The following is a 21,837-nucleotide window of genomic DNA, read 5'->3' on the forward strand; positions in this document are numbered from 1 at the left end:
CCGTTATTCGGCGTCGGTCGCCGGATTGGTCGTGGCGGTATCCGCTTCTTGTGGCTTCACCGCCGTGACCGGCGTCGGCGCGGGCACCTCCGCGTCGTCCTCGGTCTCGTCCGCTACCTCACTGTCCAGTTCCAGCTGCGCGCGAGCGCGCCGGGCGCCGTCGCGGATCTCGAATGCGTCGGTGGCCAGGGCGCCGATGGAGCTCGCCACATCCTTGACCGCGGTGACGATGATGTTGGTGACCTCACCGACAGTGCCAGCGACCGCTTCGACGGATTCCTGAACGACGTCTTTGCGAATCTCGTTCTTGCTGAGCCGATCCTTCATGCCGATAAGTGTAGGGGCGTGGGACGATTGCGCGCGTGGCCAGTCTTTCGCAGTGGATAGAGGGCGCCCGACCGCGGACCCTGCCGAATGCCGTCGCTCCCGTGCTGGCAGGCACCGGTGCCGCCGCCTGGGTCGGCGGTGAGGTGTGGTGGAAAGCGGCTCTGGCCCTTGTGGTTTCGATTTCGCTGATCATCGGCGTCAACTACGCCAACGACTACTCCGACGGCATCCGCGGCACCGACGACGACCGGTCCGGACCGGTCCGCCTGGTCGGAGCCAAATTGGCTTCGCCGCAGGCGGTGCTGGCGGCGGCCGTGATCAGCCTGTGCATCGGCGCCGGAGCCGGTCTCGCGCTGGCCCTGGTGAGTCAGCCGTGGCTCATCGCCGTCGGTGCGGCGTGCATCGCCGGCGCCTGGCTGTACACCGGTGGCACCAATCCCTACGGCTATCGCGGGCTCGGCGAGGTCGCGGTGTTCGTGTTCTTCGGCCTGGTCGCGGTCCTCGGCACCCAGTACACGCAGGCCCTGCGGGTCGACTGGGTGGGACTCGTTCTCGCAATCGCCGTCGGGTCGCTGTCGTCGGCGGTGCTGGTGGCCAACAACCTGCGCGACATTCCGACCGATCAGGTGTCGGGCAAGATCACGCTGGCGGTTCGGCTGGGCGACAACCGGACCCGGCAGCTGTTCCAGGTGCTGGCGCTGCTGCCGTTCCTGCTGACTGTGCTCCTGGCCTTGGCCACGCCGTGGTGCCTGGTCGGCTTCGTGGCAGCGCCGCTCGCGGTTCGCGCGGCGAAGCCGGTGCGCTCAGGAAGCGGCGGCCGTGAGCTGATCCCCGTGCTCAAGGACACCGGGCTGACGATGCTGGTGTGGGCCGCCCTGATCAGCGCGGTACTGGTGATCAAGCCCTGACGCCGGAGCGGCGTCAGTCGTCGGAGGAATCCTCGCCGTGCAGCCGGGCCCGCAACTGCTCGCGCTCGGCACGACGGCGCTCATCGACGGCGGCGATCCCCGCGGTGGCCCGGCGGCGCAGCGGCGCAAAAAGCCAGATGCCCAGCGGCATGCCGATGACCAGCGCGAACAGCAGCGCCACCAGGGCCGGGAAATCACGAATACCCAGCAACGCGACGACACCGAAAATCGCGCCGGCAATCACGGCTACCAGCAGCAGGCGGGCGAGCGCGTAGAGAAAGACATCGAGCAGCAAACGTGGCATGGAGGGGGTAGCTGGCGCATCAGACACCGCACGAGTTTACCGACGGACGCGTATATTCGAATAAAGGAGGTTTTACGTGCAGTTCCTGCTCCTGATCACGCTGCTGGCACTGTTGGCCTACGTCGGCTGGCGCGCCACCCGCACTACCGTCGCGCGCCCGACCACTCGTGTCATCGGTCCCGACGACGATCCTGAATTCCTGCGTCGCCTCGGTTCCTAGCGCACTCTCTACAACGACAGCGGAAATCCGTCGGCGACTGCCACGGCCAGTTCCAGCAACGCGTCCCTGGTATCCGGCCGGAGGCGGTCCAGACTGATCTCGGCACCCTCCTCCAGGTGCGGATCGAACGGCACCAACTGCACCGCCCGGCAGCGGCGGCCGAAATGGTCGACCACCTTGCGCAGGTCGACCTTGCCGGACCGCGGGCGCACCGCGTTGACCACCGCGACGGCGTTGCGCACCAACTCCTGATGACCATGGGCATCGAGCCAGTCGAGCGTCGCCGCCGCACTGCGTGACCCGTCGACCGAGCCCGAGCTGATCACGACGAGCACGTCAGCATGGTCGAGCACCGCTCCCATCGCCGAATGCAGCATGCCGGTGCCGCAGTCCGTGAGCACCAGCCGGTAATACGGCTCCAGCACCGCCAGGGTCCGGGAGTAGTCCTCCGAGCTGAACGCCTCCGACACCGCCGGATCACTCTCCGAGGCCAGTACCTCGAGGTCGCTCTCGCCGCGCGAGGTGTAGTTGCGGACGTCGCTGTAACTGGAGATGCCCTCGGCATCGCGCAGGAGGTGGCGGACCGTCGCCGGCGTCTCCAAGGGCACCTTCTGGCTGAGGGTGCCGCGGTCGGGGTTGGCGTCCACCGCGATCACGCGGTCGCCACGGATCGACGCGAACGTCGCACCGAGCGTCGCGGTGATGGTGGTCTTGCCGACGCCGCCCTTCAGAGACAGCACGGCGATTCGGTAGCAGTCCCGCAGCGGCCGGTTGATCTGCGCGGTCAGCCGGGCGCGGCGCAAGACCTTGGGGCTCTCGCCCGGATTGAGCAGCGTGCCCGTCGCGTAATACAGCGCTTTGCGCCAGCCGGTCGAGGGCGCGCGGCTCGGCCGGCTCAGGAGTGCGACGGTCGCGGGGTCCAGACTCCGCGGCTTGACGGGCTTCGGTTGCACGACTGGAGTCACCGCATGCGCGATGACGATGCGGGCCTCCGGCGCCGCAGCGGGCGTGGCGGCGGCGACTGGGTCGGCCGGATCCCTGAACCGGCCCTGGGCGCGGAACGAAGACACGATCAGCCGCGACATCTACTTGTCGGCTCAGCCACGGTATCCAATTGTCGGCTCAGCCGACGCCGGCGTACGAGTGCAGGCCGACGGTCACCAGGTTGATGAAGAACAGGTTGAACACCATCGCGACGAAGCCGACGACGTTGATCCACGCGGCCTTCTTGTCGCGCCAGCCCGCGGTGGACCGGGCGTGCAGGTACGCGGCGTAGACGACCCAGGCGACGAACGACACCGTCTCCTTCGGGTCCCAACCCCAGAAGCGGCCCCACGCCTCCTCGGCCCAGATGGCGCCGAAGATGACGCCGAACCCGAAGATCGGGAACGCGAAGATCGTGGTCCGGTACGCGAGGCGGTCCAGGGTCTGGGCATCCGGCAGGCGCTGGATCATCCGGCCGAAACCACTGTCCTGGCCGGCCAACGGCGACATCTTCAGCAGGAAGAGAATGCTCGCCACGCCCGCGACCAGGAATACGCCGGAGCCCAGGCTGACGACCGAGACGTGGATGGGCAGCCAGTACGACTGCAGTGCGGGCATCACCGGCGCGGCGTTGGTGTACAGGTACTTGACCGACACCGCCAGCAGGATCAGTTCGGGCACCAGGACGAAGACCCACAGCGCCCGGAACTGCGGCTTGCGCAGCACGATCGAGGCGGCGACCAACCCGCAGAAGCTGGTCAGGTTGATGAACTCGTACATGTTGCCCCACGGCACCCGCATGGTGGCCAGACCGCGCAGCACGATGCAGACGAACAGCATCGCAATGCCGACATACACCAGCGCGAGTCCGACCCGGCCGATCCGCTCGTCAACCGTCCGGGTGGGTTCGTCGATGATCACGCCGGGGGTGGCGCTGTTCGCGCCCACGCCCGCACCGACCAGCTCCCGGGACTCGACCTTCCTGCCACGGCTCGACGCCAGCTCGACGGCCAGCAGGACGAAAGCCAGGCACAGTACCGTCCAGGAACTGAAGAACGCCCAGTCCGAATACCGGGCCAGGTCGATGTCGATGTGCTCTGTGTTCATGCGCGATCCGCCTTCGCTCTTCGCTGACCGTTCACTAGTCCTCCTCAGCCCTCACGAGCCGCGCGGTGAGCTTCTCGAACTCGTCGCCCCACCCCGAGTTGTCCGTACGGGCCAGGCCGCCGAGCTCGACGTTGACGGTACCCGGCCCGGCCGACACGATCCGAATCCAAACCCGCCGGCGGCGTACCACCAACGACACCAGCAGCCCGGCCATCATGGTCAGCGCGAACACCAGGACCCACACCTGCGCCGGGTCGTGCGAGACCTGCACGTTGATGAACGGCACGGCGCCGTCGAACTTGATGACGGTGCCGTCGTCCAGCTTGGTCTGCTCGCCGGCCTTGAGGTTGACGCGCGCCTGCTTGGTGAGGCGCTTCTGCTCGATGAGGCTGGGGTCCAGCGAGAACAAGGACTGCGGCTTGCCGCTGTCCAGCCCGGTGTCGCCGCGGTAGATGTCGATGGCCACCGCGGGCGCGTTCATCGCCGGGAAGCTCGAGGACAGCAGCTTGCCGTCGAGTTCGGCGGTCGGGGCGAACAACCCCTGGATGGCGATCTGATGCTTGCGCCGCTCGCGGTCGTCGGGATAGCTGCCGCCCGGCGGGTCGACGCGCACGACGCCCGAGGACAGCAGCGTCAGCGCGTTCTCCGGCTTCCACTGCACCATCGCCGTGCGGGTCTGCCCGTTCGGGAACGTGACGGTGAAGGTGGGCGCGTAGCCGTGGCCCTGCAGGTAGATGCGCTCGCCGCCGATCCGCAGCGGGTGGTTGACCTCGAGCCGGTACGGTCGCCAAGTTCCGCTGAGCAGGTCCGCGCCGTCCTGGTAGTCGACGTTCGCCGCGAACGCCGTGGCCTGCCCGCTGGGCAGGTATCGGGCATCGAAGTCGTGCACACGCAGACAGCTGGGGTGCAGCGCGGTGCCGTCGACGACATTGCCGGCGCGGAACGAGTCGAACGCGGCGGGCGAGGCCGAACAGAACCCGGGACCGCCGTCGGCGATGACGATGACGTTGCCCTCGTAGCCGAACATCTTGCCGAACGCGATGGCGACCAGCAGCCCCAGCAGCGAGAAGTGGAAGACGATGTTGCCGAATTCGCGCAGGTAGCCCTTCTCCGCTGAAATCTCTGTGATCTCCGCGCCACCGTCGTCCATTTTCCTGGTGGTCTGGCGCCAACTCTTGAGCCGCTTGGCAATCCGCTCGGCGACGGCGTCCGGCGCACCGGGGACGGTGGCTTCGGCATGCTTCGGCAGCCGCGCCAGGTTGCGCGGCGCGGGCACGGGAACAGCCCGCAGGCTGCGGATGTGCTCGAGCATGCGGGGCGTCAAGCAGCCCACGAGGGAGATGAACAGCAGCACGTAGATCGAGGTGAACCAGAAGCTGGAGAACACCGAGAACGCCTGGACCTTGTCCAGCCACGGGCCGATGGTCGGGTGCTGGGCCAGGTATTCGTCGACCTTGCCGGCGTTGAGCGAACGCTGCGGCAGCAGCGCGCCCGGGATGGCGCCGAGGGCCAGCAGGAACAGCAGCACCAGCGCGGTGCCCATCGACGTCAGCGTCCGCCAGGTGTTGCGGAACAACGCCGCCACCCGCGAGATGGGGCCAGGGCGGCGGGTTTCCGGGGATTTCACGGCTTTCACGTCTTCGGGCGCGGAAACGTCGGTCATATCGGCAGCCTCACGTTGCTCACGAAGGCGTCCCGCACCCACGAGGTGAAGTCGTTCCATACCCCGGTGACCAGCGCTGTGCCGACGACGATCAGCAGCAGCCCACCGAAGATCTGGATGGCGCGGGTGTGCCGGCGCAGCCAGCCCAGACCTTGCACGGCGCGGGCCGAGCCGAAGGCCAACAGCACGAACGGAATTCCGAGCCCGAGGCAGTAGGCGACCACCAGCGCGATGCCGCGGGCGACGCTGGCGCCGTCGCTGGCCGAGGCCACCGCGACGACCCCGGTGAGCGTCGGGCCCAGGCACGGCGTCCAGCCCAGCCCGAATACCGCGCCCAGCAGCGGCGCGCCGACGACCGTCGACACCTGGCGCGGCGTGAACCGCACCTGACGCTGCAGCGCCGGCACCAGCCCGATGAACACCAGACCCATGAGCACGGTGACGACACCGCCGATGCGTTGCAGCAGAAGCTGATTGACGATGAGCGTCGTGGTCAGGCCGAGAACCGCGACGGCGCCCATGAGGAACACCGCGGTGAATCCCGTGACGAACAGCGCCGCCGCGCCGGCCACACGCCAGCGGGCGGTACGCACTTTGATGGACCCTGCCGTGGCTTCCGTTTCTTCCACCCCGACGACGGCGGCCAGATACGACAGATAGCCGGGCACCAGCGGCACCACGCAGGGCGAGGCGAACGACACCAGCCCGGCCAGGACGCTCACCGCGATGGCGACCAGCAGCGGGCCGGCCGCTGCGGTTTCGGCGAAGGAGCTCATGTCTTGACCTCTTTGGCGAGTCGCTCGACAACAGGCTTGAGGTCGTCGGCCAGCAGCTCCCGCAAGAACACCGCGGCCACCCGGTGCTGCCGGTCCAGCACCAGCGTCGACGGGATGACCGTCGTCGGGTACTTGCCGCCGAACGCGATCATGGTGCGCATGGCCGGGTCGTAGATCGACGGGAAGGTGACCTTGTGGTCGACGACGAAGTCGACGGCGGCCTGCCGATTGTTGTCGCGCACGTCGATGCCTAGAAAAGCCACGCCGCGACTCCTTGTGGCGTCGTACACCTTCTGCAGTTCGGAGATCTCAGAACGGCACGGGCCACACCACTGGCCCCACACGTTGATCACCACAACCTGGTCCGGAAAGTCGTCCAGGGAAAGAGTTTTCGACGGATCAGCGAGCGACGGACCGCGAATCGCACCTGGCTTGCCGCGACTCGACGACGGGTCGTAGAAGATGTCAGTCTTGCCGCCGGGCGCCACGAACTCGAAGGTGCCGCCCTGGGCGACGGCGTCGTCACCGGTGGAGCAGCCGACGAGCAACACAGCCGTCGTCAGGACGGCCGTCATCACTGCCCCGGCGCGGGCCACCAGCGAAGTCACTGTCCGGCCAGCTCCGAGTATCCCCAGCCCACCATCTGGTCACCGTGGAAGTGGAAGGACGTCACCGACGCCAGGTTGCACATCCGCTTGGTCGGGAAGTGGTGCAACTTCTTGCCGAGCATCGCGCGCCGCAGCGTCTCCACGGGCAGCTGGTGGCTGACGCAAACCGCTTCATGCCCCATGCCCTTGATCCGCGCTCGGTCGACGGCCGCGGTCATCCGCTCTGCGATGTGCTTGTAGGGCTCGCCCCACGACGGGGTCTTCGGGTCCCGCAGGTGCCACCAGTTGCGGGGGTCGCGCAGGGCGCCGTCACCAGGCGAAACTCGCTGTCCCTCAAAGACGTTCTCCGACTCGATGAGGTGCGGGTCGGTGTCGATGGGCAGTCCGTGCCGCGCCGCGATCGGTGTCGCGGTCTCCTGCGCCCGCTCCAGCGGCGAGGCCACCACGTAGACGATGTCGCGCTCGGCCAGCCAGCCGGCGACCGCCTCGGCCTGCGCTTGCCCACGCTCGGAGAGGTGGAAGTCAGGCTTGCGGCCGTACAGGATCTTGTCGGGGTTGTGGACCTCGCCGTGACGCATCACGTGCACGATCGTCTTGTCGGTCATGCGGGCTCCTGAGCTTGGGCGGCGGCCTGCGCGGCGGCGGGCAGCGCGTCGGCGATCCGGTCGAACGCAGCGTCGTCGAGTACGGCCGAGACGAACCAGGTTTCGAAGGCACTGCACGGCGGGTATACCCCGGCGTCCAGCAGGGCGTGGAAGAACGCCGGGTAGCGCCAGGTCTCGGTGGCCTTGGCGGACGCGAAGTCGGTGACGGGCGCATCGCCGAAGAACACCGTCAGGAAGTTCCCGGCCCGCGAAATCCGGTGCGCGACAGATGCTTCGGTGAGCGCATCGGACAACAGGCCCGACAGCCGGTCGGCGTTCACATCCAGGGCGCGATACACCGCGTCGTCGGCGGCGCGCAGTGTGGCCAGGCCCGCGGCCATCGCCACGGGGTTACCCGACAGCGTCCCGGCCTGGTACACCGGCCCCAACGGAGCCAGGCGTTCCATCACGTCGGCGCGGCCGCCGAATGCCGCGGCCGGCAGGCCGCCGCTCATGACCTTGCCGAAGGTGAACAGGTCGGCGGCGACCGGATCGAGGCCGTACCAACCACCACGGCTCACGCGGAAGCCCGTCATCACCTCATCGATGATGAGCAGCGCGCCGTGCTCGGCGGTGATCTGCCGCAGCGCGGCGTTGTAGCCCTCGGCCGGCGGGACGGTACCCATGTTGCCGGGGCTGGCCTCGGTGATCACGCAGGCGATCTGGTCACCGTGCTGAGCGAACACCGCGCGCAGCCCATCCACGTCGTTGTACGGCAGGACGATGGTGTCGGCGGCGGCCGCACCGGTGACGCCGGGCGACGACGGCAGGCCCAGGGTCGCGACTCCGGAGCCGGCGTCGGCCAGCAATGCATCGCTGTGGCCGTGATAGCAGCCGGAGAACTTGATGATCTTGGGCCGGCCAGTGAAGCCGCGAGCCAGCCGGATGGCGCTCATGGTGGCTTCGGTGCCGGAGTTCACGAAGCGGATGCGCTCGACCGGACCGACTCTGTCGATGATCTCGCGCGCCAGCTCCGTCTCCGCGGGCGTCGGCGCCCCGAAGGACAGCCCGTTGACCGCAGTGGTCTGCACCGCCTCGACCACAGCCGGATGGGCGTGGCCCAGGATCATCGGCCCCCAGGAGCACACCAGGTCGACGTAGCGATTGCCGTCGGCGTCGGTCAGCCAGTAGCCATTGGCCGAGGTGATGAATGCAGGGGTGCCGCCGACCGAACTGAAGGCCCGCACGGGCGAGTTGACCCCACCCGGGATCACGGTCGACGCGTCGGCGAACAGTTTCGCGGAGACGTCGGTAGAGCGCATGACCACCAGTGTCCCAGCCCGGCGCGAATGGACCAACTACAGGGTGTAGGAGCAGGGCCGAGACCCACCGCGGATAGTTAACTGTCGATCTCGTCAATATTCCAGTTACCGACCGGGGAACCTTGGTAGGTTCGATTCTCGAGATTTCCTTGCGAAGGATCGCCCATGACCACCGTCTCCATGTCACCGATCAAGGATTTGGTTTGCTGCTCGCGCCTTTCCAGCGTCCTGGATATTGGCGCGAATCCGATCGACGGCGATCCGCCGTACAAGGCGATGCTCGAGTCTGCGCTCTGCACGGTTACCGGGTTCGAACCACAAGATCAGGCGCTGGCCGAGCTGGAGCGGCGAAAGGGACCTTTCGAGAAATACCTTCCCCACGCCGTCGGCGACGGGGAAATTCATCGTTTGAAGATCACCCGGGCATCGGGAATGACGAGCCTTCTCACTCCCGACCCGAAGCGACTCCGCCTGTTCAACGGATTCCCGGAGTGGGGCGCGGTGATCGAGGAGATCGACGTGCAGACGCATCGTCTCGACGAGATCGACGACGTGCCGGATTTCGACCTGCTGAAGATCGACATCCAGGGCGGGGAACTGATGGTGTTCCAGAACGGTCGCGAGAAGTTGAAGAACGCCGTCGCGGTCCAAACCGAGGTGTCGTTCGTCCCCCTCTATGAGGACCAGCCCACTTTTGGCGAGGTGGACCAGGAATTGCGACTGCAGGGATTTCTGCCGCATTCGTTTCCGGCGATAAAGCGGTGGGCCATCGCGCCGACCATTTTCGGCGGCGATTTTCGCCGCGGCGGGAACCAATTGCTCGAAGCCGACATTGTCTACGTTCGGGATATCGCCTATCCGGAACGGATGACGACCGAACAGTTGTCACAGCTCGCGATGATTGCGTTTCACGTCTACGGCTCGATAGACCTTGCCCTGTTCTGCATCACCGAACTGGGCCGACGCGGGCAGGCCTCGGCAGATGCCGGCGTGCTGTTCCTGCAGCGCGCCGCGCCGAGCGCTCCACAGTGAACATGCGGTGGGCGTCGCAGCCGAACGCAACTGCACGGCGAGATTCGGGCCGTTTTCCCGCCACCGGAGTTGCGTTCGGCGGTCCCTACTTCTGCGGGACCAGCTTGAACACCGGGTGGTCGGCGTCGTCGGGCAGCTCGCGCCAGTACTCCTCGACCACCTTGCCCGCCAGCGGCCGGTACACCGCGATGATCGGCGCCCGGTCCGCGACCGGTACTTCACTGGCCAGGTAGTTCGTTTTGCCGAGCGCCACCACCGGGTTCTCCCGGACGTTCTTCACCCACGCCGATTCGCCGCGCGTCGACACCAGGTACTTCACGCCGTCCACCTCGGGGACGACGACCGGGATGCGCTGTGGCAGGTGGTTGGAGCTGCGGGTGACCGTCAGCGTCTGGCTGCCACCGATACCGGTCAGCCGCGCAATCGGGTTGAAGACATGGACGACGAACCACGGCGGCTTGAGGTAGGCCTTCGAGTTGGGCACAGCCAAAGCGTATGGCTATACCGCGCTCAGCGCATCGTCCAGAATGTCCAGGCCGCGCTTGGCGTCGTCGATGCTGATGTTGCACGGCGGCACCAGGTGGAAGCGGTTGTAGTTCATGAACAACAGCAGGCCGTTCTGCTTGGCCCGCGCGTTGATGGCGCCCATCTCGGGAGACGACCCGCCGTACGGCGCCAGCGGCTCCTTGGTGGCCCGGTCCTTGACCAGCTCGACGGCCCAGAACACACCGAGACCGCGCACGTCGCCGATGATGTCGTGCTTCTCGGCCAGCGCCGCGAGCCCCGGACCGAAGACGTCGGTGCCGATCAGCTCAGCGTTCTCGACGATCTTCTCGTCGTGCATCGCGGTGATGGTCGCCACGGACGCCGCGCATGCCAGCGGGTGGCCCGAGTAGGTGAGCCCGCCGCCGTAGGGCTGCTCCATGAACCGCTCCAGGATCGTGTCGCTGACGATGACGCCGCCGAGCGGCACGTAGCCGGAGTTGACGCCCTTGGCGAACGTGATCAGGTCCGGCGTGACGCCGTAGTTGTCCAGCGCGAACCACTTACCGGTGCGGCCGAAGCCGGCCATGACCTCGTCGAGGATCATCACGATGCCGTACTGGTCGCACAGCTCGCGCACGCCCTGCAGGTAACCGGTCGGCGGCGGCATGATGCCGACGGTGCCGGGCACCGACTCGAGGATGATCGCGGCGAACGCAGTCGGGCCCTCGAATTCGATGACCGACCGCAGGTGCGCGAGCGCGCGCTCCGACTCTTCCTCCTGCGTGAGCGAACCGAACTGGCTGCGGTAGAGGAACGGGCCGAAGAAGTGCGTGGTGCCCTCGGTGCCGTAGTCGTTGCCCCAGCGGCGGACGTCGCCGGTCAGGTTGACCGTGAGCGCGGTGCCGCCGTGGTAGCTGCGGTAGGTCGACAGCGTCTTGTAGCGGCCGGTGTACACGCGGGCCATGCGGATGGCGTGCTCGACGGCGTCGGCGCCACCGTTGGTGAAAAACACCCGGTTGAAGCCTTCGGGGGCGACCTGGCAGATCAGGTCTGCGGCCGTGGCGCGGGCCTCGTTGGCGTGCTGCGGCGCGATGGTGCACAGCTTGGCGGCCTGCTCGGCGATGGCCGCGACGACCTTGGGGTGCTGGTGGCCGATGTTGGTGTAGACGAGCTGGCTGGAGAAGTCGAGCAGCCGGTTGCCGTCACCGTCGATGAGGTAGCTGCCCTCGGCGCCGGTGAAGACCATCGGATCGAGCTTTCCCTGGGCCGACCACGAGTGGAATACGCGGCTGCGCTCCAGGTCATAGATCCGGCGGGCGTCAGCGTTGGCGGGCGCAGGCATGCATTCCTCCTCGAAGATGAAATCAGCGGGTTACGGACTGGTGTGCGGTACGGCACCGTCACCGCTACCGACCGGTAACATTACTCGCTGCCCTGGCTGCCCCAGTCACGATGGCGCACGATGGGGACATGCAGATTCCGCAATCCGTGGCCCGCTTCAACCGTCGAGTCACCAACCCCATCCAACGGCTGTGGGCCGGCCGCGCGCCGACGTTCGGCATCCTCGAGCACGTCGGGCGTAAGTCCGGCAAGACCTTCCGCACACCGTTGACGGTGTTCACCACCGCCGACGGCTTCGCCATCCTGCTGACCTACGGCCCGGACCGCGACTGGCTCAAGAACATCACCAAAGCGGGCGGCGGCAAGATAACCCGGCGCGGTCAGACGGTCGACGTCGTCGACCCACGGGTGGTGAGCAAGGAGGACGCCGCTCCGCTCATCACCGGTTCCTTACGTAAGGTGTTCCCGCGCTTGCCTTTTGAGCAGGCAGTGCTGTTGCGCCGCGCCTAGGGCGTTTCGTCGAGCACCTGCTGCACCACCCGCATGGCACTGAGCGCCGCGGGCGCCCCGCAGTAGCCCGTGGCGTGGATGATCGCCTCGACGATCTCCTCACGGGTGAGACCGTTGTTGAGCCCGCCCCGGACGTGACCGGCAAGTTCTTCGTGGGCACGCAGCGCCGTCAGCATGCCGAGGTTGAGCAGGCTGCGGTCGCGACGGCTCAGGCCCGGCCGGTTCCACACCGCATCCCAGACATGTTCGGTGACGAAGCGCTGGATGGATTCCGACTCGGTGCCGCTGGTACGCGCCAATGCGCGGTCGACGAACTCGTCGCCCATCACCTGGCGGCGGGTGGTGATCCCGGCGTCGAACGCCGACTCTGGCTCGCTGCTCATCCTGCTGACCGTACGCGGAGCGCTGATTGCCGGAAGCCCTGGGTGATCGAGGTGGGCGCCGAGAAGGCGGTCGCGCATTGCCTTTTCGGTCGTCGGTCGCGGATGACGATTCGGACTTCAGCCTGCAATCCGCGCCAGCTTGGGGTAGGCAGACGTTCCACCTTCGGACTCCCAGCGCTCTTGCGCAGTGGCCGCCTGAGCGCGCCTGCTCCGGTCTCGGGAACTGATCATGAGCAGCCCGTCGACCGTGGCCGCGTTTTCCGGCTGGGCTGCGGCCATCATCGTGGTGTGGGCGTCGTCGGGGTCCGTGCGTGGCGGGATAACCAGCAGTATCAGCCGGTCCCGGTCGTCGTCGAGGCCGCGAACCTCGATGGTGTTGAGCGGCTGACGTCGGTACCCGTCCAGGCATACCGCGCGACCACCGGTGGTGAGCTTGCGGGGTGCATTCGCCCAGGCACCCAGCCGATACGACACGCGGTCGATGCGGCCCAGCCGCACCGACAGCACGGCCAACAGATCCGGCAGCTCGGCGGCGAGGTCATCGCTGTGCGGCCACCATGCCCCGTCGACGTATCCGCCATGCGGCGCTTTGGATTTCAACCGAAGTCGCGGTGTGTGCGCGGGCACGGTGCCGTTCTGGTCGTTCTTGCGAGTGTGTGACGTCATGACGACGCTCCCTTCGTTACTTCTCTGGTGTCGGCGCGATCCCACTGGGTCGTTGAGCTGTCCAGCGCAGACCGGTGCCTCGTTGTGGTGCCTCCCGGCCGCTCATCGCCGACATCAACCGGCGTCGACACCGGCCGCGCTTGGGGTGACGCGGCACGATGCTTGTTGCGGCTGTTGCCCGCCAGCCACGCGAAACTCGCGATGAGCACCATCGCCACGAAGACGACGAAAACCATGAAAACTGTTTTGCTGGTAGCCATTTCGGCCCCTAAGGTTGGCGAGCGGGACGGAAATGCGTACCCGTATCACCGGCTATCTGCCGTGGGTCCCGCCAGAGCCACGGCGCGACGCGACGCACACCACGGCCGATCCAGATGACAATCATGACGGCGCCTCAATCCGGTGCTATATGTCCAGTAAACGCGCCGATCCCACCAATGTCAACAGCGTAGAACTACGATATAGGCTTACACTGAAGCGATGTCGGAGAGACACGTCCGGAGAGCGGTGCTTCAGCCATGACGCCGCCAAGAGCTCGATCACGTCCGGGACGCATGACCCAGGGCACCGCCTCGATCACAGAGGACGGCGCAAGCCGGCCGATCACCCGCGCGGCGGTCCTGACCAGTGCGCTGGAAATCATCGACCGTGACGGTGTCGACGCACTGTCGATGCGCCGCCTCGGCGAGGCCATGAGGCGAGACCCGATGGTGCTCTATCGGCACGTGTCGAACAAGGCAGCCGTGCTCGACGGTGTGGTCGAGATGATCTTCGAGCAGCTGTCACTGGACACGGCGGCGACGGACTGGGCTGCCGCGTTACGCAAACTCGGCCATGACTTCCGCGAGCTGGCGCGCGCGCATCCCAACGTGGTGCCGCTGCTGGTCACCCGTCCCCTTGCCACGCCGCTCGGGATGCGGCCACCGGGCATCCTGCGGCACCTCGAAGAGGTGCTCGCACTCCTGACCGAGGCAGGCTTCAGCGGGAACGACGCGCTTCACATGTACCGGACGCTGTTCGGGTTCCTCTACGGACATGTCCTGACCGAACTGCAGGAGATCATCGAACGTCCCGAGGAAACCGATCATGTGTTGCGGCTCGGGCTCTACCGGCTGCCGATCGACCAATTCCCCCACCTGCGAGACCTCGCCCCGACGTGGGCCCGCTATGACGGGCGGGCCGAGCTCGACCTGGGACTCGACATCTTGCTCAGCGGGCTCGGTTCCCGATTCGGCGTACCACGGCCTGCGGCCGATTCGCCATAGACCACCAGAAACGGAGGTGATCCAGATGGCGATCACCGCGGTAGCCGAATACGCCCATCTCAGCGAGGCAGACCTGGACGCGCTGGGCGCCGCGCTGGATGACATCCGTCGCGACGTCGAGAATTCGCGTGGCGCACCCGACCGGGCATACATCCTGCGCACCATCGTGTTTCAGCGCTGCCTGGAACTCTCCGCCCGGCTGATCATCGCCGTCAGCCGCGGCAAGGTCGGGTCCACGCTCGGCACGACAGCACTGGCCATGGCCAAGGCCATCGAGAACATGGAACTCGGCCACAACATCTGTCATGGTCAGTGGGATTGGATGAACGACCCGGAGATCCACTCCAGCACCTGGGAGTGGGATATGGCCGGTGTCTCCGCGCAGTGGCGTTATGCGCACAACTACCGCCACCATGTGTTCACCAACGTGATCGGTATGGACGACGACCTCGGGTACGGCATCATGCGGGTCACCCCGGACCAGCCGTGGAGACCCAGCAATCTGCTGCAGCCGCTGCGAAACGTCATGCTGGCCGTCATGTTCGAATGGGGTATCGCCCTGCAGGGTTGGGAGTCCCAGCAGAAAGCCTCGGCCACTCGCGCCGAGAAATCCGCCCACACCCGGGCGCTGGTCCGCAAGATCGCCCGCCAGGCCGGCAAGGACTATCTGTTCTTCCCCGCGCTGAGCGTTCGCCGCTGGCGCCGCACGCTCACCGCGAACGCGGTCGCCAACCTGGTGCGCAACGCCTGGGCCTACGTGGTGATCTGTTGCGGTCATTTCGCCGACGGCACACAGAAATTCACGCCCGCGGCCTTGGACGACGAGACCAAACCCGAATGGTATTTACGACAGATGTTGGGCACCGCGAATTTCCACGCGGGGCCGGTGTTGGCCTTTCTCAGCGGAAACCTGTGTTACCAGATCGAGCATCACCTGTTCCCCGACCTTCCGAGCAACCGTTATGCCGAGATCGCCATTCAGGTTCGGGCCGTATGCACTCGATTCGGCCTGCCATACACGACCGGACCGCTCGCTCTTCAATATCTCCGCACCCTGCGCACCATCGTCGCGCTCGCGTTGCCGGATGACGTTGCGTCCGAGCGGGTCTGCGTATGCGCTAGCTCGTAGACGAGCCGGTGCGGTGCAGATCGCAGTCGACGCTAGGGCAATCGCACCGCCGTTGGTGGGCCAGCCGGTTGTCTCGGCAGCAGTCGACAAATCGTGCTCGGCGGCGAATCTTCTCGGTGGCCCGGCGGCCGCCTGCGGCGCGGCTCGCCGCAGGCTCACCAGTCGCCAGGAACTGCCTTATCGCCGAGCACAACACCATCGCGGACATCAGGGCCTCGCAAGTGCAGTAGCCGAAACGATCATGTCAGCGACATCGTGGACGGTCATTGTCCTCCGACCTCACCTATCCCCGATATCCAGTACACGCCCGCCGCCGCGGCGCTGTCAACGCCGACGCCGGACCGGTGACCGAACACCCAGGTTCCGGCGTAGCCGGAGAGGGCGAGATCCATTGCCGCCACCACTACCCCACTTCCCAGCGAAGAGCCCACCAGAACCGGCCCGAGTATGCGGAATTCGATTCCACCATACGTCGCAACCACCCCGTCAATTGCTGCGAATTCGTGCGCACGACACTGTGCGAATTCAGCAAATATTCACGCCACCGAAGGTCGAGATACCAACCCGCACAACAGGATTGACTTTCACGAATTGGCTCGCCGTGCACCCAGAATTGTGGTTAGCTACCCATGGCAACAAAGGAACTGCGCATGTTCATTGCGCTTCCTACGGGGGTGGGAAACATCATTACATTTGCCGGCACCACAACGAACGAACGCGTAGTCACCTGGGCCATTCATCGGATGGTTCCGGCCGCGCTCGTCGCACTGTGCCTCTGGCGCATCTTCGGTGGTCTGGATCCGACCGTCCGATTCTTCGATGACTTCTTCTATTACCTTAAGGCCGCCCAGAACTGGGTCGACGGCGCCGGATCCACGTTCTTCCCCGGTGAATCCACCAACGGATATCACCCGCTGTGGTTCTTGTGGTTATCGGCGCTCTATGCCGTCACCGGCGGCGGTCCGGCATTCTTTGCCGGCGTCGACATCAGCGTAACGATTCTGCTGATCGGCTTCTTCTTCCTGTTCGAGCGGTTTCTGCTGCAGGTGACGGGCCGCCGGTTGCCGGCCGCCGTGGGCGCTGCCGTCGCCGCCGTCGTGATCGCGCCGTTCGCCGCGTGGGGACTCGAGATGGCCCTGACGGTCTGCCTCGCCGCGGCGCTGCTCATGCATCTCACGCGCAGGCCGCTCGCCGAGCAGTCCACCAGATACGCCGCTGTCGCGGGACTGCTGTGCGCCCTCATGGCACTGGCCCGCCTGGACTCAATTGTGTTGGTGCCGTTGCTGTTAGCGGCTATCGCACCCACCTGGGGGTGGCGGCGCACGCTGGCAGCAGCGGCGGGTGCGTTTCCGCTAGGGCTGTATGTCTGGTTCAACGAGGTTTTCTACGGCCACCTCAGCACGACGTCGATGTCCGCCAAGTCGCTCGGCACCTATCTGCCGCCGAACCTGCACTTCGTGGCCGTCGACATGCCGTTCCCCGGCGCGAACGCGATGCAGCTGGCCGCCGTCGTGGCCGTGGTCGTCACGCTGGCCCGCCGGATCGAGAACCGGGAAGCCCGCCGGATCGTGCTGGCACTCGCCGCGGCCCCGGTCGTGCAGGCGGTCCTGCAATCGGTCATGAGCGGCTGGATGATGTTCTGCTGGTACTTCTACTTCGAGAACATGGCGCTCGGTGTGGCCGCCGCGCTGGTGGCTGTCGAACTGACCCGGTCACCGTCGAGGACCAGGCGTGTCGGTGTGCCGGTCGGGGTGCTGACCCTGGCGGTACTGTGCGCGACGGTCACTTTCGAAGCGCAGCCACTGCCCGTGCAGGGCGGCATATCCCAAGCGGCACACCAACTCAGGGACTTTGCGGAGCAGCATCCGGGCGTCTACGCCATGGGAGACGCCGCAGGGACGCCCGCCTGGCTCATGGCTCAGCCGGTGGTGCACCTCGAAGGGCTCATGATGTCCCACGGGTTCCTGAAATACATCCGGGAGCAGCGACCGTTGTGGACGGTGTTCAAGCGGTACGAGGTCAACTACTACGTCGCGGTCCGGCCGGAGTTCACCGACGACTCCGGGTGCCGGCATTACCGCGAACCCAATTCCCGGCAGTCGTCGTCCCGGGCCCCGGCCATGTCGATGACAATCTGCCAGCAGCCGCTCCACGAGATCCGCGCCGGCTCGTATCACATGCGCATCTACCGCATCGACCCCGCGACCGGCTTGCCCGACTGACCCTGCAGCGCCGACGGCAGACTCGGCACGAAATGTCTTGCGGCGAAGGCACGGATCTCGTCAGCGCTGTCCAGCGCCTCGACGCTCGGCAGCAGCAGCACCATCGCGGCGTAGCGCAGGATGGTGTCGGCCAGGTCGTTCACCGCCTGCTCGCCGATCCGGTCGGCGAAGCCGTCGGGGAAGATGACCCGCAGCGCCGCCGCCATCCGGCCGACCGCGGCGCCGTAGTGCCGTTGCATGAGTTCGATGACGAGTGCGGGTTCGTCGGTCATCATCCGGTTGAGCACCCGGTGCCGCCGGAATCGCAGGATCGACAGGGTGAACGCCTCGACATACAAATTTGATTGCGACCCCGCGGCTTTCAGTTCGCTCGCGATGTCGTCGAACAGCTCGACGTTCTCCCGTTCGACGACGGCGGCCACCAGCTCGTCACGGTTCGCGAAGCGCCGGTAGATCGTGGTGCGGCTGACGCCGGCCCGGCGCGCCACGTCATCGAGCGCAACGCGACGGAAGCCGTGCTGCTCGAACTCGACGAGCGCGGCATCGAGGATCGCGGCCGTCGCGTCACCGGGCACGCGCGTAGCCCTTTTGCGCAAACGTGTTGTACCGCACCGACATGGGCAGCCGGTCCCACACCCAGTTCACCGGTTTGGTGCGCCAGGCCGCCGCGAACAGCTGATACGCGCGCTCCTGCCGGTCGGTCCAGGGCAGCTCCAGCAGATCGCGCGCCCGCGGCGGGAGGCCACCGGTGGTCAGGAACGCCGCGACGGGGTTGAACACCACCGAAATCACGCGCCACAGCGCCGGGTTGACGGCCTTGGGCGCCGGAAAGCCCTTGGTCACATAGCCGACGCCGTACCGGGCCGTCTTGTGCGGCACCGCAACCTCGTTGAGCATCCGGTCCCAGTACTCCTCGAATTCGGCGTAGGTGGCCGGCATCGGCCGGTCGCTCACACCGTAGCGGCGGTACCAGGTCTTGGACTCGAGGTAGATCTGTTCCTTCTCGGCGTCGCTCAGCCGTTTGACGAAGGTGTCCGCGAAGTACAGCACCTGCTCGACGAACGTCGCATGCGCCCAGTAGTACGTCTCGGGGTCGAGCGCGTGGTAGCGGCTGCCGTCCGGCATGTCGCCTTTGATCTCGCGGTGGAAGTCGCGGACCTGCGTCCCGGCGTTGGCGTCATCGGTGCCGTAGACGGTGCGGAAGATCGGCGGCAGCGACCGCTTGATCCGGGCCGAGGTGTCGGCGAAGAACACGGAATGGTCCAGGACGCCCTGGCCGAGCTGGGCCAGCATGTTCTGCAGGACTGCCGGCCGCGGGCCGATCAGGTACATCCGGTTGTCGCCGAAGTACTTCCACACCAGCGACTCCGGCCCCAGCGGCAGGGAGTCGACAAGCTCCGGCCGCTCTGCAAGTTCGGTCATACGGAACAGTGTTACAAATTTTGCACTCTGTAACAACCCCACTTTCCGCGAGCCGTGCTGGGGGTACCTCCCGCTTGCGGGGGAGTCTGCGGCGACATGCCGGCAGTTCCGCGCAAAAACGTCCCGCTCAGACCTGCCGAGCGGGACGTTCATGTACATCGGACGCGCCGTGTCGCGCGCAGACACGCACGTTCGAGCGATGAGGAAAGCTACTTGAGCGGCAGCCCCGTGATTGCCCGGGCCATCACGAGCCGCTGGATTTCGCTGGTGCCCTCGAAGATGGTGAAGATCTTCGCGTCGCGGTGCCAGCGCTCCACCGGGTAGTCGCGGGTGTAGCCGTTGCCGCCCAGGATCTGGATGGCCTCGTCGGTCACGTAGACCGCGGTCTCGCTGGCGACCAGCTTCGCCATGGAGCCCTCGGCGTTCTCGAACGGCTTGTTGTTGCGCGCCATCCAGCCGGCCCGCCACACCAGCAGCCGGGCCGCGTCGACCCGGGACTTCATATCGGCCAGCTTGAACGCGACGGCCTGGAAATCACCGATCTTGCGGCCGAACTGCTCGCGCTCCTGCGCGTATCCCAGCGCGTACTCGTACGCCGCGCGAGACACGCCCAGCGCCATGGCCCCGACGGTCGGCCGGGTCCGCTCGAACGTCTTCATCGCCACCTGACCCGCGGAGCTCTTGCCCTCGCGAGTACGGGCGACCCGCTCCTCGAACTTCTCCCGGCCGCCGACGATCAGCCGGCCCGGCAGGCGGACCTCGTCGAGCACGACCTCAGCGGTGTGCGAAGCCCGGATGCCGTGCTTCTTGAACTTCTGACCCTGGCTGAAACCCTTGGTGCCCGGCGGGATGATGAAGCTGGCCTGGCCGCGCGAGCCGAGTTCCGGATACACCGAGGCGACGACGATGTGCACGTTGGCGATACCGCCGTTGGTGGCCCAGGTCTTCGTGCCGTTAAGGACCCACTCGTCAGTCGCCTCGTCATAGCGGGCGCGGGTGATGATCGCCGAAACATCCGATCCCGCACCGGGTTCCGACGAACAGAAGGCCGCGAGCTTGGGCTCGTCGATGGTGCCGAACATCTGCGGCAGCCACTCGCCCATCTGCTCCATGGTGCCGTTGGCCGCCAGCGAGGCCGCCGCCAGACCGGTGCCCATGATGGACAACGAGATTCCGGCGTCGCCCCAGAACATCTCTTCGACGGCGACGGGCATGCCGAGCCCCGTCGGCTCCGCGCTCTGGGTGGCAAAGAACTCCATGGAGTACAGGCCGACCTTGGCCGCCTCCTGGATGATCGGCCACGGCGTCTCCTCGCGTTCGTCCCACTCCTCGGCAGCCGGGCGGATCACCCCGGCAGCGAACTCGTGGACCCAGTCGCGGACCTGGCAGACGTCAGCGGACAGTTCTAACGAAAAAGACATGGGCGACACACTACTTGGCGCGCCGCCACCTCGCCGTACCCACTACGGCGAGCACCCCAGCCAAGGTCGCCAGCAACAACGACAGTGTGATGAACGACGGGTCATAGAGCACCGACGTCTTCACCGGCTCGCCGGTGATCACCGGCGCCACGTCGGCGACGGACGACGCAGCCAGCCAACTCACCACGGAGCCGACGGCCGCCAGCACAGCCAGCACCAGCGCGCCGGCCGCCACGATCCTGCTGCCGCTCATTCGTCGTCGTCCTCGCCGAGCTCGCGCACACCCAGCGACTCCAGCTGGGCACGCAACCCGCGATGGCGGCGGGCCCAGGCCTGGCCGCTGCGCTCACCGGTCAGTTTGAGGCCGATCCCCGTGCGCCCGCGCGGGACGCCCGTCAGCTCCCCGAACGCCCGGTAGGACTGCCAGCGGGGTACGTCGGCGCCGCGGGCCTCGGGAAACATCCCGATCATGTCCGCGACGCGGATGGACTCGGTGCCCTGGCGCAGGTACTCGGGGGTGAGCTCGACCGACGTGTGCAGGCGTGCGGCCTTGATCTGCAATCCGATGAACCCCGTCACCAGCACCAGGAACACCACCGGGACCAGCGGGTCCAGCCGATGAGCCGACCACAGCTGCATCGCGGCGATGGAGCCACCGGAGAACGGGCCCAGCAGCAGCCACCACCAGCTGGCACCGACTTCTTGGAAGAGCACCTGGTCAGCGTCGGTGTCCGTCGGCGCATCCGTCATGCATTGGCCTTTCCGTCGAACCAGGACTGCGCCGGCGGGCGGGTGATCGAGACCGTCCCGGCGATCAACGGCAACAGGGCCACCAGCGACAGCAGCTGCGCCACGCCGAGCACCGCGAGGAGGCCGACGACGATCACGACCGCCATGGACAACGCCACCGCGGCCCGGCGAAACCTGTTGTCACCGCGCCGGGCGCGTCCGGCGGAGAAGGCCATGGCGGCGCCGGCGACGACCGTGATGGCCCCGAATCCCACAACCAGGTTCCGGTAGGCGGGCGGCACCTCGGCAGTGGCGGTCAGCATGCCGCCGACCATCAGCAGCACCGCGGCCACCACCCAGCACCAGAACGCGACCGTGACAGCCTGGGGTCGGGCAGGCGAAGAGGGAGTGGGCTCAGTCATATCCGG

Annotated in this window: 28 protein-coding genes; 7 read left to right on the forward strand and 21 right to left on the reverse strand. The window is 66.7% G+C overall.

Annotated elements, in window-relative coordinates; translation table 11 throughout:
• Positions 1-3: 3 nt before the first annotated feature.
• The gene (locus ACX12F_RS24110; protein WP_459366802.1) at positions 4-327 is read right to left on the reverse strand and encodes a hypothetical protein; all 324 of its coding nucleotides are present in this window, start codon (positions 325-327) and stop codon (positions 4-6) included.
• Between the two features lie 35 nt (positions 328-362).
• Here ACX12F_RS24110 and ACX12F_RS24115 point away from each other — a divergent pair, with 35 nt between their 5' ends.
• On the forward strand, positions 363-1,235 hold the full coding sequence (locus tag ACX12F_RS24115; protein ID WP_459366803.1) for a 1,4-dihydroxy-2-naphthoate polyprenyltransferase: 873 nt from the start codon (positions 363-365) through the stop codon (positions 1,233-1,235).
• 13 nt (positions 1,236-1,248) lie between these two features.
• On the opposite strand, the gene ACX12F_RS24120 is transcribed toward ACX12F_RS24115, so the two are convergent.
• A complete protein-coding gene (locus tag ACX12F_RS24120) occupies positions 1,249-1,566 on the reverse strand; it encodes a DUF4229 domain-containing protein (protein WP_459366804.1) in 318 nt (105 codons plus the stop codon).
• 49 nt (positions 1,567-1,615) lie between these two features.
• Here ACX12F_RS24120 and ACX12F_RS24125 point away from each other — a divergent pair, with 49 nt between their 5' ends.
• On the forward strand, positions 1,616-1,759 hold the full coding sequence (locus ACX12F_RS24125) for a hypothetical protein (RefSeq protein ID WP_459366805.1): 144 nt from the start codon (positions 1,616-1,618) through the stop codon (positions 1,757-1,759).
• Between the two features lie 8 nt (positions 1,760-1,767).
• Here ACX12F_RS24125 and ACX12F_RS24130 read toward each other — a convergent pair whose 3' ends face one another.
• Genes ACX12F_RS24130 through hemL form a run of 7 tightly spaced genes read right to left on the reverse strand, consistent with a single transcriptional unit; the run spans position 1,768 to position 8,803 of the window.
• Positions 1,768-2,844, reverse strand: a complete 1,077-nt coding sequence (locus tag ACX12F_RS24130) for a MinD/ParA family ATP-binding protein (RefSeq protein WP_459366806.1) — start codon at positions 2,842-2,844, stop codon at positions 1,768-1,770.
• A gap of 37 nt (positions 2,845-2,881) precedes the next feature.
• Entirely contained in the window at positions 2,882-3,850 is a 969-nt protein-coding gene (gene ccsB / locus ACX12F_RS24135; RefSeq protein WP_459366807.1) for a c-type cytochrome biogenesis protein CcsB, read from the reverse strand.
• Positions 3,851-3,884: 34 nt separating this feature from the next.
• Positions 3,885-5,513, reverse strand: a complete 1,629-nt coding sequence (gene resB / locus ACX12F_RS24140) for a cytochrome c biogenesis protein ResB (protein WP_459366808.1) — start codon at positions 5,511-5,513, stop codon at positions 3,885-3,887.
• On the reverse strand, positions 5,510-6,289 hold the full coding sequence (locus ACX12F_RS24145) for a cytochrome c biogenesis CcdA family protein (protein ID WP_459366809.1): 780 nt from the start codon (positions 6,287-6,289) through the stop codon (positions 5,510-5,512). Before ACX12F_RS24145 ends, resB begins: the two co-directional genes overlap by 4 nt.
• Entirely contained in the window at positions 6,286-6,864 is a 579-nt protein-coding gene (locus ACX12F_RS24150; RefSeq protein ID WP_459370487.1) for a TlpA disulfide reductase family protein, read from the reverse strand. The genes ACX12F_RS24145 and ACX12F_RS24150 overlap by 4 nt, the downstream gene beginning before the upstream one ends.
• 29 nt (positions 6,865-6,893) lie before the next feature.
• Positions 6,894-7,502 (reverse strand): histidine phosphatase family protein, encoded by a 609-nt coding sequence (locus ACX12F_RS24155; RefSeq protein WP_459366810.1) that lies wholly within the window; start codon positions 7,500-7,502, stop codon positions 6,894-6,896.
• On the reverse strand, positions 7,499-8,803 hold the full coding sequence (gene hemL, locus ACX12F_RS24160) for a glutamate-1-semialdehyde 2,1-aminomutase (protein ID WP_459366811.1): 1,305 nt from the start codon (positions 8,801-8,803) through the stop codon (positions 7,499-7,501). The genes ACX12F_RS24155 and hemL overlap by 4 nt, the downstream gene beginning before the upstream one ends.
• Positions 8,804-8,968: 165 nt before the next feature.
• Between hemL and ACX12F_RS24165 the strand changes: the two genes are divergently transcribed.
• Positions 8,969-9,835, forward strand: a complete 867-nt coding sequence (locus ACX12F_RS24165; RefSeq protein WP_459366812.1) for an FkbM family methyltransferase — start codon at positions 8,969-8,971, stop codon at positions 9,833-9,835.
• An 85-nt stretch (positions 9,836-9,920) separates the two neighbouring features.
• Here ACX12F_RS24165 and ACX12F_RS24170 read toward each other — a convergent pair whose 3' ends face one another.
• Positions 9,921-10,319, reverse strand: coding sequence for a pyridoxamine 5'-phosphate oxidase family protein (locus ACX12F_RS24170; RefSeq protein WP_459366813.1), 399 nt, complete (start codon positions 10,317-10,319; stop codon positions 9,921-9,923).
• Positions 10,320-10,334: 15 nt separating this feature from the next.
• The gene (locus tag ACX12F_RS24175) at positions 10,335-11,663 is read right to left on the reverse strand and encodes an aspartate aminotransferase family protein (protein WP_459366814.1); all 1,329 of its coding nucleotides are present in this window, start codon (positions 11,661-11,663) and stop codon (positions 10,335-10,337) included.
• 128 nt (positions 11,664-11,791) lie between these two features.
• Between ACX12F_RS24175 and ACX12F_RS24180 the strand changes: the two genes are divergently transcribed.
• Positions 11,792-12,172, forward strand: a complete 381-nt coding sequence (locus ACX12F_RS24180; protein WP_459366815.1) for a nitroreductase family deazaflavin-dependent oxidoreductase — start codon at positions 11,792-11,794, stop codon at positions 12,170-12,172.
• Here ACX12F_RS24180 and ACX12F_RS24185 read toward each other — a convergent pair.
• The 3 genes from ACX12F_RS24185 to ACX12F_RS24195 form a co-directional block, all read right to left on the reverse strand.
• Positions 12,169-12,555 (reverse strand): carboxymuconolactone decarboxylase family protein, encoded by a 387-nt coding sequence (locus ACX12F_RS24185; protein WP_459366816.1) that lies wholly within the window; start codon positions 12,553-12,555, stop codon positions 12,169-12,171. The genes ACX12F_RS24180 and ACX12F_RS24185 overlap by 4 nt on opposite strands.
• A 117-nt stretch (positions 12,556-12,672) precedes the next feature.
• A complete protein-coding gene (locus tag ACX12F_RS24190; protein WP_459366817.1) occupies positions 12,673-13,221 on the reverse strand; it encodes a DUF5994 family protein in 549 nt (182 codons plus the stop codon).
• Complete coding sequence (locus ACX12F_RS24195) at positions 13,218-13,481, reverse strand: hypothetical protein (RefSeq protein ID WP_459366818.1); 264 nt, start codon at positions 13,479-13,481, stop codon at positions 13,218-13,220. The genes ACX12F_RS24190 and ACX12F_RS24195 overlap by 4 nt, the downstream gene beginning before the upstream one ends.
• Before the next feature lie 294 nt (positions 13,482-13,775).
• Here ACX12F_RS24195 and ACX12F_RS24200 point away from each other — a divergent pair, with 294 nt between their 5' ends.
• Both ACX12F_RS24200 and ACX12F_RS24205 read left to right on the forward strand, forming a co-directional pair.
• On the forward strand, positions 13,776-14,486 hold the full coding sequence (locus ACX12F_RS24200) for a TetR/AcrR family transcriptional regulator C-terminal domain-containing protein (protein ID WP_459366819.1): 711 nt from the start codon (positions 13,776-13,778) through the stop codon (positions 14,484-14,486).
• Positions 14,487-14,511: 25 nt separating this feature from the next.
• Positions 14,512-15,615: a fatty acid desaturase family protein gene (locus tag ACX12F_RS24205; RefSeq protein WP_459366820.1), complete on the forward strand. Its 1,104-nt coding sequence runs from the start codon at positions 14,512-14,514 to the stop codon at positions 15,613-15,615.
• Positions 15,616-15,878: 263 nt separating this feature from the next.
• On the opposite strand, the gene ACX12F_RS24210 is transcribed toward ACX12F_RS24205, so the two are convergent.
• Positions 15,879-16,007 (reverse strand): hypothetical protein, encoded by a 129-nt coding sequence (locus ACX12F_RS24210; RefSeq protein ID WP_459366821.1) that lies wholly within the window; start codon positions 16,005-16,007, stop codon positions 15,879-15,881.
• A 258-nt stretch (positions 16,008-16,265) separates the two neighbouring features.
• Between ACX12F_RS24210 and ACX12F_RS24215 the strand changes: the two genes are divergently transcribed.
• Positions 16,266-17,837: a hypothetical protein gene (locus tag ACX12F_RS24215; RefSeq protein WP_459366822.1), complete on the forward strand. Its 1,572-nt coding sequence runs from the start codon at positions 16,266-16,268 to the stop codon at positions 17,835-17,837.
• Here the strand turns inward: ACX12F_RS24215 and ACX12F_RS24220 are convergent.
• From ACX12F_RS24220 to ACX12F_RS24245, 6 genes are all read right to left on the reverse strand, one after another.
• A complete protein-coding gene (locus tag ACX12F_RS24220; protein WP_459366823.1) occupies positions 17,801-18,412 on the reverse strand; it encodes a TetR/AcrR family transcriptional regulator in 612 nt (203 codons plus the stop codon). The genes ACX12F_RS24215 and ACX12F_RS24220 overlap by 37 nt on opposite strands.
• Positions 18,402-19,259 (reverse strand): oxygenase MpaB family protein, encoded by an 858-nt coding sequence (locus ACX12F_RS24225; RefSeq protein ID WP_459366824.1) that lies wholly within the window; start codon positions 19,257-19,259, stop codon positions 18,402-18,404. The genes ACX12F_RS24220 and ACX12F_RS24225 overlap by 11 nt, the downstream gene beginning before the upstream one ends.
• Before the next feature lie 209 nt (positions 19,260-19,468).
• The gene (locus tag ACX12F_RS24230; RefSeq protein WP_459366825.1) at positions 19,469-20,680 is read right to left on the reverse strand and encodes an acyl-CoA dehydrogenase family protein; all 1,212 of its coding nucleotides are present in this window, start codon (positions 20,678-20,680) and stop codon (positions 19,469-19,471) included.
• Positions 20,681-20,690: 10 nt separating this feature from the next.
• A complete protein-coding gene (locus ACX12F_RS24235) occupies positions 20,691-20,933 on the reverse strand; it encodes a hypothetical protein (RefSeq protein WP_459366826.1) in 243 nt (80 codons plus the stop codon).
• Positions 20,930-21,430, reverse strand: a complete 501-nt coding sequence (locus ACX12F_RS24240) for a transport-regulating membrane protein Mce1N (protein ID WP_459366827.1) — start codon at positions 21,428-21,430, stop codon at positions 20,930-20,932. Before ACX12F_RS24240 ends, ACX12F_RS24235 begins: the two co-directional genes overlap by 4 nt.
• Complete coding sequence (locus tag ACX12F_RS24245) at positions 21,427-21,831, reverse strand: hypothetical protein (protein ID WP_459366828.1); 405 nt, start codon at positions 21,829-21,831, stop codon at positions 21,427-21,429. Before ACX12F_RS24245 ends, ACX12F_RS24240 begins: the two co-directional genes overlap by 4 nt.
• Positions 21,832-21,837 lie beyond the last annotated feature (6 nt).

It is taken from the genome of Mycolicibacterium sp. HS_4_1 (genome assembly GCF_054515875.1).